General features: G+C 35.6%; 14 protein-coding genes and 1 pseudogene. 14 read left to right on the top strand and 1 reads right to left on the bottom strand.

What is annotated here, in order from left to right; translation table 11 throughout:
* Positions 1-207: 207 nt before the first annotated feature.
* The 13 genes and pseudogenes from SVZ03_10800 to typA all read left to right on the top strand — a co-directional run bounded on the left by SVZ03_10800 (position 208) and on the right by typA (position 10,028).
* Positions 208-612: a hypothetical protein gene (locus SVZ03_10800; protein MDY6934689.1), complete on the top strand. Its 405-nt coding sequence runs from the start codon at positions 208-210 to the stop codon at positions 610-612.
* Positions 613-1,433: 821 nt separating this feature from the next.
* Positions 1,434-2,423, top strand: a complete 990-nt coding sequence (locus SVZ03_10795) for a CsgG/HfaB family protein (GenBank protein MDY6934688.1) — start codon at positions 1,434-1,436, stop codon at positions 2,421-2,423.
* 20 nt (positions 2,424-2,443) lie between these two features.
* Positions 2,444-3,769 (top strand): LamG-like jellyroll fold domain-containing protein, encoded by a 1,326-nt coding sequence (locus SVZ03_10790; protein MDY6934687.1) that lies wholly within the window; start codon positions 2,444-2,446, stop codon positions 3,767-3,769.
* 321 nt (positions 3,770-4,090) lie between these two features.
* Complete coding sequence (locus SVZ03_10785) at positions 4,091-4,309, top strand: addiction module protein (protein MDY6934686.1); 219 nt, start codon at positions 4,091-4,093, stop codon at positions 4,307-4,309.
* Entirely contained in the window at positions 4,306-4,605 is a 300-nt protein-coding gene (locus SVZ03_10780) for a type II toxin-antitoxin system RelE/ParE family toxin (protein MDY6934685.1), read from the top strand. Before SVZ03_10785 ends, SVZ03_10780 begins: the two co-directional genes overlap by 4 nt.
* Before the next feature lie 211 nt (positions 4,606-4,816).
* Positions 4,817-5,101 carry a HEPN domain-containing protein gene (locus SVZ03_10775; protein ID MDY6934684.1) on the top strand — a complete coding sequence of 95 codons (285 nt, stop codon included), beginning with the start codon at positions 4,817-4,819 and terminating at the stop codon, positions 5,099-5,101.
* An 83-nt stretch (positions 5,102-5,184) separates the two neighbouring features.
* Positions 5,185-5,388, top strand: coding sequence for a DUF2283 domain-containing protein (locus tag SVZ03_10770; GenBank protein MDY6934683.1), 204 nt, complete (start codon positions 5,185-5,187; stop codon positions 5,386-5,388).
* Positions 5,389-5,925: 537 nt separating this feature from the next.
* Positions 5,926-6,384, top strand: coding sequence for a PIN domain protein (locus SVZ03_10765; GenBank protein ID MDY6934682.1), 459 nt, complete (start codon positions 5,926-5,928; stop codon positions 6,382-6,384).
* Positions 6,374-6,541 carry a hypothetical protein gene (locus tag SVZ03_10760; protein ID MDY6934681.1) on the top strand — a complete coding sequence of 56 codons (168 nt, stop codon included), beginning with the start codon at positions 6,374-6,376 and terminating at the stop codon, positions 6,539-6,541. The genes SVZ03_10765 and SVZ03_10760 overlap by 11 nt, the downstream gene beginning before the upstream one ends.
* A gap of 94 nt (positions 6,542-6,635) precedes the next feature.
* A pseudogene (locus tag SVZ03_10755) lies at positions 6,636-6,833 on the top strand (HEPN domain-containing protein).
* A gap of 13 nt (positions 6,834-6,846) precedes the next feature.
* Positions 6,847-7,176, top strand: coding sequence for a nucleotidyltransferase domain-containing protein (locus tag SVZ03_10750; protein ID MDY6934680.1), 330 nt, complete (start codon positions 6,847-6,849; stop codon positions 7,174-7,176).
* Between the two features lie 525 nt (positions 7,177-7,701).
* The gene (locus SVZ03_10745; GenBank protein ID MDY6934679.1) at positions 7,702-7,854 is read left to right on the top strand and encodes a hypothetical protein; all 153 of its coding nucleotides are present in this window, start codon (positions 7,702-7,704) and stop codon (positions 7,852-7,854) included.
* A gap of 359 nt (positions 7,855-8,213) precedes the next feature.
* Positions 8,214-10,028, top strand: a complete 1,815-nt coding sequence (typA, locus tag SVZ03_10740) for a translational GTPase TypA (protein MDY6934678.1) — start codon at positions 8,214-8,216, stop codon at positions 10,026-10,028.
* A 93-nt stretch (positions 10,029-10,121) separates the two neighbouring features.
* On the opposite strand, the gene purN is transcribed toward typA, so the two are convergent.
* Positions 10,122-10,736: a phosphoribosylglycinamide formyltransferase gene (gene purN, locus SVZ03_10735; protein MDY6934677.1), complete on the bottom strand. Its 615-nt coding sequence runs from the start codon at positions 10,734-10,736 to the stop codon at positions 10,122-10,124.
* 510 nt (positions 10,737-11,246) lie between these two features.
* Here purN and SVZ03_10730 point away from each other — a divergent pair.
* A complete protein-coding gene (locus SVZ03_10730; GenBank protein ID MDY6934676.1) occupies positions 11,247-12,551 on the top strand; it encodes a serpin family protein in 1,305 nt (434 codons plus the stop codon).
* The last annotated feature ends 95 nt before the right edge of the window (positions 12,552-12,646 follow it).

Below are 12,646 nucleotides of genomic sequence, written 5' to 3'. Positions count from 1 at the left end.
TAAAGTCCTCTCAAATTTAAAATTTACTTAAAAATGGAATATACACGGTCCCATCGTAAAGCAAGCATATATTTCATCTATAGCGAAGCTTAATATTTTTGATGAGACAATATTGAAATTTATCGATAAATACAACCATTTTTTCTATTAATTTTTTAATTGCCAATAATGAAACATAAGTATAGAAATAATTTGAGGTATACATTTATGAAAGGGACCAAGGTCTTTCTTATTATATTATATTTTATCAGGGTATTAGAATTTCCTCTCATTCCATTGGAAAAATTTTTATTGAAAGATATTTCAAATAACATCAGTGCCTATAAGGGCAGGTCTGTAACCCTAAAATTAAGACTAAAGAGAATTGACAATGTTTTCGATAAACTGACATTTTATGACAGAAAAAATTATGATATAATATTTGATATTACCGAGCTTAAAACAGATGAAGAATTCAAAAGATATCTTCTCAATATTCATGAGGGGATGAATTATTTCGTCAAGTTTATCGTTAGGAAGGTTGATGATTTTGGAAATATTATAGGCGATCTCATAAGCTTTGAACCTGTGGCTCTACTCAAGCTGCCAGAGGGTATAGAAAAAGATAATTGAGAATGAGATTTGTGAAAGAATAAAAATGTCTAATAATGCCTTAACCATAAAGTCTTTGCTTTTTTTGGCAAGACTTTTAAATAATCAGGATTACAGGATAACGGGATAAAAAAATAATCTAATCCTGTTATCCTGTCTTATTCTTTTCCTTTACTTCGGCAGGCTCAGCATATATTTGGTTTCGGCTCTGCAGGGTTAAGTCTTTAAAAGTAGAAAATTTTCTTTTTTCCAAAATCATAAAATGTAGCTTAACTTCACATTATCAAATAAAGCATTATTTAGATTACCCCGCAAAACAATCCTGTACATGAATGATCTTGAATTGTGTAATTGCTTATTAAGATAGGGAAGCAATGGACTATTGGATACTTTTGACAGGATTCCTCCGAATGATGGCATTTCATCATGATTTTATTTGATATAGACTCCTGCATTCGCAGGAGAGAGTGTGTAGGCAACTGCTTTTACCACTCATTTATGGACCAGTTACATAAATTATGAAATTGATCCAATGATAACATTGGAGTATTCTTCGTCTGAATAAAACTCGCCTAACACAATGAATAATAGCAAAATCGACCTTTTCCGTTAAGCGAGTCGCTCATTAAGGAGAGGAACGAGCGCTGAGCGAAGTCGAAGAACGGACGAGCCGATGTCCCCGATTCAAGATTGGTCAGCTTGAGAAATTACTATTGACTTACTAACTATATGCATCAGAATTGGCTTCGTTTTACAGACAGACCATAAATCACTAATATTTCCCCATTGGTAAATATTTGTGCTTATATTATTTATTAGCGCTCAATTTGGAGATAATCTCTATGAAAAAGACTCGTATAATGTGGTTATTCCTGATTTTAGTGAATCTTTTTGCCGTTATTCCGTCTCATTCTGCTGAAAGAATGACAATAGCTGTTCTCGATTTTAAGGCTGAAGGCATAAACGCGAGCCTGGCCAAAGAGGTCAGCGATCTTGTGAGAGACGAATTTATAAATAGCGGCAGGTTCATTGTGCTTGAAAGGAGTCAGATTGAGAAGATTTTGCAGGAACTGGAGTTTGAGCAGACTGGCTGCACAGACAGCTCCTGCGCAGTTGAGATCGGCAAAATGCTGAGCGCCAGGAAGATGATGATCGGCAAGGTAAGCCGCTCCCTAGGCAAAATCAAATTGAATATCCGTATTGTTGATGTTGAAAGGGGTGTGGCTGAATTCAGCGCCCGGGATAAGGCTTCAACTGAAGAGCTGGTGGAGCAGGCTGTGGAAAGGATCACACGAAAGCTAATCGCAAGAATCGAAGGCAAAAAGGTTGATGATGCGGAGTTCAAAGAGAGGCGGGTGGTCAAGCTAACGGATAGCGAAAGGAACAGAAACGGAATGAGGGCAATGTTATTCTCAGTTGTTCCCGGCCTCGGGCAGGTTGTTTATGGCGATGACTTTGCCCTGTATGAAGGAATTTTCTTTTTCGTGGGCACCGCTGCTCTCGGTTATTTTTCATACACCAGTAATCAGGACATGAAGGACAAGAGGGATGAGTATAACTCCCTTGCTCCAAATTTACCCCCAACACAATATAACGATAAAAAGGATGATGCCGAAAAGGCTAAAGACATGCACAACATCTTTCGTATTGCAGCAATCAGTTTCTATGCCCTTAACTTTGTGGACGCCTTCTTTGCAGGCAGGAGGATTGATACTAAGGTTGTGTTCAGCCAATCCATTATGCCTGTTGGTGAAGGTTTCTTTGCTCATTTAAATCCGGCGCTAAATGATGATGAAGATGCATTCCGGATTGGTTACATATACAAATTTTAAAATTCAGCATGGGTATTATCATGAAAAAATTAATACGCTTTATAAAGATTGTAATTCTTGCTATATCTATTTCTTGCCTCTTTACATGCGCGGATGTTGATCTGAATAATCCGAACGATCCTGCAAATGGTTTATATCCTGTAGCTGATTTCTACATCAATGGAGGAATAGCAACCTCAATATACGCACCTCAACCTGTAACGATTTCAGCAGAATCCACTGCAAATCCATCAGGAAGTGCATTACAATATAGATGGCTCTTTGCCAATGACGGCGCATGGACTGACTGGTTATCAGTTCCTACAATAACAAGAAATTATTCAACTCTGGGCACAGAAACAGTGACGCTTGAAGTTATAAATGAAGAAGAAAGGATTGATAACATTACAAAGGTCATCTCAATTGTTGACAGCAATGTGCCTACAGCAAGTTTTACATTCAGTCCAACTTCGCCCGTTTATGGCGCTGTTGTCACCTTTGATGCTTCAGGTTCTACTGATGATGATTCTTCTGCCGCAAAGATTCAGGTGAGGTGGGATTTTGAAAATGACGGCGCTTTTAATACTGAATGGAGCGCTGAGAAGACTGCAACGCATGTTTATGATACTGTGGGGGATTATACTGCTAAGTTAGCGGTTAAGGATAAGTATGGGCTTATGGGGGATGTTACTAATGTTGTTGCTGTAAAGGATCTTCCTAAAGAGGGGTTGGTTGCTTATTATCCTTTAAATGGGAATGCGAATGATGAAAGTGGGAATGGGTATGACGGGACTGTTCTTGGTGGTGCAACTGTAAATGATGTTTTAGTAATAGGTGATAATGCTTCAGATAGATTATCTTTACCAAATACTATAGTAAATGGATTAGGAGACTTTACTTTTTCAGCAGAGCTTAAAATTGATATAATACATACAACCGGAACAGATCCTGAGAATTGTTGGATAAGTTGTGCTAGAGCATCTGAATATAATGCTTTTATGATATATTATAGACCAACTTACAAATTTTGGAGGATGAGAATAAATAATAGCTATTATGATTTTAACATAAATTCTTTAATTGAAGATCATGATTGGCATCATGTCATTGTCATAAGAATTGGTTCAGTCGCAAAATTTTATATAGATGGATCTCAGGGAGGTGATGATATCAACGTTAGTGGAACACAATTAGCTGTCGATACTGGAGGTTTTATTATTGGACAAGAACAGGACTCGTTTGGAGGAGGTTTTGCTCAAAACCAATCATTTGCAGGACAAGTAGATAATTTAAGAATCTACAACCGCGCCCTAACCGAATCCGAAATCCAAGCTCTGTACAATGAAGGAGGCTGGACAGGCAAATGACAGTTAAATATAAGCGAATGCAATATAATCTTGACTAACTCTTCATGTAGATTTATAGTATCTTTACTGCAACGAAATATCAACAAATTACATGGACGTAATAACCCTCTGATGTATTATCTTACAAATTGAGAAGGTCTTCTTATATAACACAACATAAAATTGTGTTAGAGAAGTATTCTAACGGTTTTGCAGCATATCCTTAAGGTTTGAAAGGTGTAATAAGTAGGACAAGGGGATACTAACAAAAATGCTCTTAATATTTGACAAACATCATTGCGACATGATATATTTTACAAAATTGTGATAGGATTTTATATTATGCAAAACACAATCGAATTAAAGTGCCTTTCCAGAGATGAAAAATTGAGGTTAATGGAAGCCATTTGGGAAGACCTGTTAAATGAAGAGGAACAGATTGAATCTCCAGATTGGCACAAGATAGCTCTACAGGAAACAGAACGTCGATTTAGCACAGGGCGGGAAAAGATTGTGGACTGGCAAGATGCAAAAAAAGAACTCCGAAAACGATTCGAATGAAAATCAAGCTGCTTTCTTTTGCTCTAGATGATTTGTCTGAAGGTCGATCGTTTTATGAGAAACAGGGTGAAGGATTGGGACAATATTTCTTAGATTCTCTGTTTTCCGATATTGATTCTTTGACTTTGTATTGTGGCATCCATCCAAAATTCTTCGGCTATCATCGAATGCTATCCAAGAGATTTCCTTATGCCATTTATTACAAGTTTGAAGAGGAATCGGTGGTTGTAGTGTGTAGAGTTCTTAACATGCGGCGTGATCCTAAGAAGATAAGGCAGTCATTGAAGTCTGAGTGAACAACAAGATTCAACTGACACAAAAGCCAGTGTGATTTTATACCAATCCCAAATGCCCTGCCCAGTTTTTATACAGCTAATTCTAACAGTTAGAGAGTATTATCTTTATAATTCAATAAAGGGAAGGACGCCCTGAGACAAGCTGAATTATTTTGAAAAATAAGGAGTATGACGGGAGAGTTAACCGCTCGTATTATGCAATTTTTATGCCATTCGTTCGTTATTGGCATTAGTTGATATAGATAGCCGTAAACATACAGGTGTGATTTCCTATTTCGATAAGTATTTTGTCAAGACTGGTCTGTTTGAGAAATCATTTAGTATGATTGCACATAATGCTTTTGATAGCCGTCAAATCAGTGATTATCAAGATTTTCAAATGCCAACTCCTGAACAGGCTAAAAAGCAATTTGACGATGCTGTGCTATTTATTGCTGTAACTGAAAAGAAGCAGGAATTATTCTTCAAAGAGAAACTCTCATTACCTTCAACTTGATATTCTTTCATCAATACAATTGAGGATGATATTATAGTAATAGTAAAAGTTTATGTTTTTTTTGGGAAATGGGAATAATAAAGATGAATATTCAATATAATGAAAAGACAGACCTTTTATATCTTCGATTAGCAGATAACAAACAGGATGTAGTAAATAAAAGAATATCGGAGAACATTGTGCTCGACATGAGTGAGGATGAGAAAATAGTAGGAATTGAGATCCTTGATGCCTCCAGGTATATAGATTTAGACAAGTTAATGCCGGTTCATTATGAACTTGTATAGAGTAAGGTTCGCTTGTGAATTAGCAATTATTTACCATTACTTCAAACGATAACCTCAGCAACATTCGACTACATCCGCATCTACAACCGCGCCCTCACCGAAGACGAAATTCAGTCTATCTACAAGAAAACGGCTGGTCAGGCAATTGATAAAATAAATGATAATACAAATCGATCCACACATTAGAAAGAGCACAAGAGCGTAGCGTTTATAAAGATGAAATGATGTTATTACCACAGAAATCATTGTTATGCAAAAAATGGAAACCATGATAAAGCTAAAACACATGAGTACAGCAAGAAGCGTTATTGTAAGTATTATGAACAAAAAAGGATTGAAGTAATTTATACTATTATTATGCTATAATAGTAACAGTTACAGTTTATGTTTTTTATGGAAAATGGAAGTAATAAAAATGGATATTGAATTTATAATTAAAGCAATAATATAGATATTATAGATTGTTTTGATGTAATTATGAATACAAAGAAACCTTTACATAACGAGTTTGATAGCTTAATGGATAAGGATTTGTGAATGAAATTAAGAGTATACGCTGATACTTCTGTATTTGGAGGTTGTTTTGATAATGAATTTTTGGAATCTTCAAAACAATTAGTAAAAGAATTTACACTGGGAATAAAACTATTAGTTGTTTCTGATTTAACACTGAAAGAAATTGAAAATGCGCCATTAGAAGTTCAGGACATAATGTCAACAATTCCTGACAAATTTAAGGAATATATAACTTTAGAGGATGAATCAAAATATTTAGCAAAAAAATATATTGCAGAAAAAGCAATTAGTAAAAAATATACTATTGACTCCCAACATATTGCCATTGCAACAGCAAATCGTGTGGATGTGTTAGTTAGTTGGCATTTTAAACATATTGTTAATTTAAGAAGAATTCATCTCTATAATGCAACAAATTTAAAATACGGTTATCCTATTATAGAAATAAGATCACCCAGGGAGATTATAGATGAAAAATAATATAAAAGAAAAAGAATTTGATGCAGTTAAAATGATGAGAGAAATTAGAGACAAATTAACTAAACAATATTCAGATAACCCAGATTTGGAAGAAAGAGATTTACAGAAAATTAGAAAAAAATATGGCATCAAAACTCGCACACAAAGAGCATCATAAACCAGCTAACAGGAATATTAATAATGAGGGCGTGGTTGTATGAATGATGAGTTAGTTGCTCTTGCTAAATATCGGCTTTTAAAAGGCTCGTAATACAATTGCAGATGCGAAATCACTTCTGGATAATTCATCCTTAGAATCGGTAGTTAATCGAATTTATTATGCTATGTATTATTCTGTTAACGCCCTTTTGATTACAAAAGGACTGGCATCCTCAAAACATTCCGGCATTCCTTCACTCTTTAACCGTGAATTTATTAAAACAGGTATTATTGACACAGAAATGGCTTAAAGGAGTTGCGCGAATGGATAAAAACGATGCCTCAAGTCTTGCCCGACAATATGCTTTAGTAATAAAGGCGAATTATGATTGTAAGCAGATATTTCTTTTCGGCTCATACGCAGGGGAGACTCATCACGAAGAGAGCGATATTGACATTGCTGTAATTTTGAGGGAATTTGAAAATCCGATAGATATACAATTGGAACTAATGAGACTGCGGCGTAACATTGATAGCAGGATAGAGCCGCATCCTTTCAGAGAGAAAAATTTCAATATGTCAAATCCGATTGTACATGAAATATTGAAGCATGGTCAAAGAATTGACACTGATTTTCTTGATAATCTTGAATAAGACACTGCGGTTTCAGATAAAGGAACAAGTTTTGTAGGTTGGGTTAAGCGAGTCAGATAGAACAATCGAACTTTAACTCATTACTCCTTGTATAGTGAACAATTTTTGGGATGTAAGAAAGCGAGCGTTAACATAATTCGCTGAAAACAGCTTGATTTTTTTTTATAGACCTTCTTTTGTCACATATATATTGAAGAAGAGTTATATTGGGAGTAAGATGTCGAGTACCTCTATGAAAGATAAATCTCAAAGTACTTTATCCATATCGCATATTTCTCCGCAAGTGCGCAAAATTATTACGCAATTTGTCGATTAAACCAAACAATTACTCAAGGATAATATAATAGCTGAATATTTATTTGGCTCTTATGCGACTAATACACAAACCCCTGATTCGGATATTGATATTTTAATCATTGTAAAGCGCAATGCACCGAACCTGCAACGTCTGATGAGTGGGTTGGCTTCGGACTATTCCCTTAATCATGATTTGTATATTTCGCCAATACTTCAGGATAAAAATGAGTGGGAGAAAAATCAACATTGCCATACGTTATTTTTTCAGGAAGTGAAACAACATGGCGTTCCTTTATGATTGAATATACTCATGATTTATCAGATCATCGGTTTATTAAAGGGAAGGACGCCCAGAGACAAGCTAACGCCGGTTCATTATGAACTTGTATAGAGCAAGCTTCGCTTGTGAATTAGCAGATATTTATCATTACTGCAAACGATTACCTCAGCAACATTCGACGACATCCGCATCTACAATCGCGTCCTCACTGAAGCCGAAATCCAAAAAATGTACAGCGGTTATAGCTGGACCGCAAATTGATTGTTAGATTCTGCTATGGGTGATATGTTTGAGGGTCGAAGGTCTTGGAGAAGCAGGGTGAAGGATTGGAAGAATATTTCTACCCTAAACGAATTAAATAGATTTAAATACTAAGTTATACAATAATAAAAAAGTGCTGGTATAATAATTCAACATAACTCATCATTGCTAACTTTTATTTAGGAGACGAACTGAAGTGATGAATAAGATAAAGAACATAGCTATCATTGCTCATGTGGATCATGGCAAAACTACCCTCATTGATGCGATGCTGAAATTCGCTGGTGTATTTAGAGAAAATCAGAAAATTGATGAAAGGATTATGGACTCCAATGAACTTGAAAAGGAGAAGGGTATTACAATATTTTCAAAAAATGCGGCCCTTTTTTATAAAGATTATAAAATCAATATAGTTGACACTCCCGGACATGCTGATTTCGGAGGAGAAGTGCAGAGAATACTCAAGATGGTAGATTCTGTATTATTACTTGTTGATGCCTTTGAAGGAACAATGCCTCAAACAAAATATGTGCTAAAAAAATCTCTCGAGCAGAATCACATACCAATTGTGGTTATTAATAAAATTGATATAAAAAACAGCAGACCTCATGACGTGCTGGATATGGTATTCGATCTTTTTATTCAATTAAAGGCAGATGATCATCAACTTGATTTTCCTGTTGTGTATACCTCTGCAAAGGAGGGAATAGCAAAATACAATTTGGAGGATGATGTAGATGACCTTCAGCCATTATTCGATTCAATAATAGAATATGTAAAGGATACTGAAGGACATGCTGAACTTCCATTTCAATTTTTGACTTCAGCGACCGATTATGATAATTATCTAGGCAAATTTGGAACAGGGAAAATACATAATGGCATTGTTCGACAGGGGGATGAGGTTATCCTTATAAAGAGGGATGGCAGCAGGTTCCCTTTCAGGGTTACTAAGATATATGCATTTGAAGGCCTTAATAAAAGAGAGGTAAGCGAAGCTTTTGCAGGGGATATAGTTTCAATTTCTGGCATTGAACAAATTGATGTTGGAGATAGTGTAGCTGATAAGGATAATCCTATGCCACTGCCCTTGATTGATATAGACGAACCCACACTGGCAATGACCTTTATGGCAAATGATTCCCCTTTTGTAGGAAATGAAGGGAAATATGTTACTTCAACAAAAATATGGGATAGGCTTCAGAAGGAAGTACAGACAAATGTCAGCATTGAAATAGAGCGAAGTCGCTCACAGGATTCATTTATTGTTAAGGGCAGGGGTGAACTTCAACTTGCTATTCTTATAGAGAATATGAAAAGGGAGGGTTATGAATTTCAGGTTTCCAAACCAGAAGTAATATATAGAGAACTTCAGGGCAAAAGGGCTGAACCCATTGAACTTGTTGTTATTGATGTGGCTGATGAGTATGTGGGGGTTGTTATAGAAATGTTAGGGATCAGAAAGGGTGAAATGATAAAGATGCAGGCAGGAGAAGACGGATACTCAAGACTTGAGTTTAAAGTGCCATCAAGAGGACTCATAGGCATTAGAAATGAATTCTTAACATCCACAAGAGGAACTGGAATTATTCATCATAATTTCTATGAGTATGAATACTATAAGGGAGAAATTCCCAAAAGGAATAGGGGATTGCTCATCGCTCGTGAAGCCGGTACATCCGTAGCTTATGCGCTTGATAGTTTGCAGGATAGGGGTGTTCTATTTATTGGTCCTGGGGTCGCAGTGTATGAAGGAATGATTGTGGGAGAAAATAACAGAGAAGGAGATTTGGAGGTAAATGTTTGCAAGACTAAAAAGCTTACAAACATGCGCGCGGCAGGATCTGATGATAATATTAGACTATCGCCTCCAAAACAGTTAAATATTGAGCAGTCACTTGAATATATAGAAGATGATGAATTATTAGAAATAACCCCAAAATCCGTCAGAATAAGAAAAAAAATATTAAATATAATTGATAGGAAGAAGGCATCTAAAAAATTAGTAAGCTGATAAATATAAATAATAACAAATAATTAATGTATGTAGTGTCTCTATGTAGGAATGAGTTTGAAAATTTCAAAAATTTGACAATGAAATGACGAGTTAATTTTTAATTATAACCTTATCATGTATTATCTTTAATTTGTCATCACAAAAGAGCTTTACAGAGTCCGGCAGAATACGATGTTCCTCCTTTAAGATCCTGGCTGATAGGGTCTCAATATTATCGTTATCGAGAACCGGTACTGCTCTCTGCATTATAATTGGGCCAGTGTCTGTTCCCTCATTAATAAAATGAGTTGTGCAGCCAGTAATCTTTACACCCTTCTCAAGTGCCAACCTTTGAGCATGGATTCCGGGAAAAGCAGGTAAGAGGGCTGGATGTATGTTAATAATTTTATTTCTATACATTTTTACAAAGTATGGCGTTAGAATTCTCATATATCCTGCTGCTACAACCAAATCTGTTTTGTTTTCCTTTAAGAGTTTTACAATAGCTTTATCGTGTTCCTCCCTGGTTGAAAAGAAGAGTGGATCAACAAAAAAGGCATCCATCTTGAATTGTTGTGCTATTTTCAACGCCTTAGCATCGCTTTTATCAGATATGAGTATACCAAGCTTAGCGTTAATTTCGCCCTTCTCTATTTTATTTCTAACAGCTATAAAATTTGATCCTCTTCCAGATGCCAGAAAGGATACAACCTTTTTTCTTTTCATTACATTTCTTTAATTACTTGAGTTTAGAGATAATAAAATTATACAAGATATGATGAAAAAATGCTATAAGTTTTTCACAACATCGCTATTAGTATTAAAAAAACGCTAATAATAATTGACTAATCTCTTAGCGCATGCTTTTATATCAGTTTAAATTATAGAATGGTAATCTTGGATTATTTTTTGAAAAATTAATTAATGGAATACCAACTATAAATTCAAAAAAACAAACCACATGAGATCAAATACGTCAAGTCAAAAGGAGAAAGAATTTTTTCTATCCATGTAAAACATTGTTGTATTCAGCGTAGATAAATGTGAAGTTCATGGGTTTATGACCAGTAGACCGCTTTCCGCTATGAAAGCATTCACCGATTACATAGATTGAGACACTGAATAAAAAAGTATGTACCATTTCTGTTCTAATCAGGACTTATATATTAAGATAATTGGTATTGTTCTAGGAATTTAGAATTATGTAACAATCTATTTAAGAATGGAGGTGCTATTATGAGAAGAATGTCCAAATATTTAAATCTTGTTGTGTTATTATTCATTCTCTTTTGTGTAAGATGCTCAGATGAATCAAAATCCACTGATTTGCCAATTATTGAATCTCCTCCTTTTCAGATTCAGCGTTCAAGTTTAAACCGTGATCTTTCACCTGATGTGTCGGAGGGTGATTTTTCCGAACTTATCGATGGCAACACACAATTTGTCCTGGATCTATATGCTCAACTCCAAAGCGAAGAAGGAAATTTATTCTATTCACCATATAGCATTTCGATTGCTCTTGCAATGACCTATGCAGGGGCGCGGGGAAATACTGAGATGGAGATTGCAGAAACTCTCAATTTTACACTCCCGCAAACAAGATTACACACTGCATTCAATAAACTTGACCTTACACTTGCTAATTCTGAGGGTGCTACTGAAAATGACTTTATTTTATCTGTCGCAAATTCTCTCTGGGGAGAGCAAACGTATTCATTCTTAGAGGGTTTTTTAGATGTACTTGCCCTTAATTATGGCGCAGCCATGTATCTGCTCGATTTTATCAATAATCCAGATGAATCTCGCCAGATAATAAACACATGGATTGAGGATCAGACAAATGGAAAGATTACAGATTTCCTGAAACCTGGTATTGTCACTAAGTCTACTCGTTTAGTGTTGACCAATGCTGTTTACTTTTATGGAAAATGGATTTATCAATTTGATGAAGAAAATACCTCTACAGAAATTTTTTCTCTTCTTGATGAATCACAGGTAAATGTGTCTATGATGAAACAGGAGGAGTATTTTTCATATGCTGATGGAGAGGGATATCAGGCTGTTGAGCTTCCCTATGAGGGCAAAGACGCAGGCATGCTTATCATTATGCCTGATGCTGGTACATTTGAAACATTTGAGCAGAATCTTGACACTCAGACATTGTCTGATATTACAAACAACCTGGAGCTTAGAAATATTGATCTCAAAATGCCTAAATGGGAATTCAAATCTGAGTTTTCTTTTAAAGATACTCTAAAAGATATGGGAATGAATGATGCTTTTTTACCTGATACGGCAGACTTCTCAGGTATTGACGGATCTTTCGATCTTTTTATAGGCAATGTAGTTCATAAGGCCTTTGTATCTGTGGATGAATTTGGTACAGAGGCAGCGGCAGCTACAGCCGTTGTTTTTGAGTTTACATCTCAGCCTTCTGAACCTGTGATAATCCATATTAACAGGCCATTTATATTTTTGATAAGGGATTTCCAAACCGGAACAATCCTCTTTATTGGGCGGGTATTGAATCCAGCAGAATAGTGAATAACTACAGAGTGCATAGATAATTACGCCTGCAGTGTAAAAACAAAAGTGTAAGGAAGTGATATCTATTTTATCCGGCTAAATAAACCGGA

The organism is Spirochaetota bacterium (assembly GCA_034190085.1).
Taxonomy (GTDB): Bacteria; Spirochaetota; UBA4802; order UBA4802; family JAFGDQ01; genus JAXHTS01.
Note: the sequence above shows the minus strand (reverse complement) of the source record. Positions and strands in the feature narration are given on the sequence as shown.

Bases quoted from the DNA above. Each gene is read 5' to 3' on its own strand.
- SVZ03_10800 (MDY6934689.1), top strand. From the start codon at position 208: ATGAAAGGGACCAAGGTCTTTCTTATTATATTATATTTTATCAGGGTA.
- SVZ03_10790 (MDY6934687.1), top strand. From the start codon at position 2,444: ATGAAAAAATTAATACGCTTTATAAAGATTGTAATTCTTGCTATATCT.
- SVZ03_10750 (MDY6934680.1), top strand. From the start codon at position 6,847: ATGGATAAAAACGATGCCTCAAGTCTTGCCCGACAATATGCTTTAGTA.
- SVZ03_10795 (MDY6934688.1), top strand. From the start codon at position 1,434: ATGAAAAAGACTCGTATAATGTGGTTATTCCTGATTTTAGTGAATCTT.
- SVZ03_10730 (MDY6934676.1), top strand. From the start codon at position 11,247: ATGAGAAGAATGTCCAAATATTTAAATCTTGTTGTGTTATTATTCATT.
- SVZ03_10785 (MDY6934686.1), top strand. From the start codon at position 4,091: ATGCAAAACACAATCGAATTAAAGTGCCTTTCCAGAGATGAAAAATTG.
- SVZ03_10780 (MDY6934685.1), top strand. From the start codon at position 4,306: ATGAAAATCAAGCTGCTTTCTTTTGCTCTAGATGATTTGTCTGAAGGT.
- SVZ03_10770 (MDY6934683.1), top strand. From the start codon at position 5,185: ATGAATATTCAATATAATGAAAAGACAGACCTTTTATATCTTCGATTA.
- typA (MDY6934678.1), top strand. From the start codon at position 8,214: ATGAATAAGATAAAGAACATAGCTATCATTGCTCATGTGGATCATGGC.
- purN (MDY6934677.1), bottom strand. From the start codon at position 10,736: ATGAAAAGAAAAAAGGTTGTATCCTTTCTGGCATCTGGAAGAGGATCA.
- SVZ03_10765 (MDY6934682.1), top strand. From the start codon at position 5,926: ATGAAATTAAGAGTATACGCTGATACTTCTGTATTTGGAGGTTGTTTT.
- SVZ03_10760 (MDY6934681.1), top strand. From the start codon at position 6,374: ATGAAAAATAATATAAAAGAAAAAGAATTTGATGCAGTTAAAATGATG.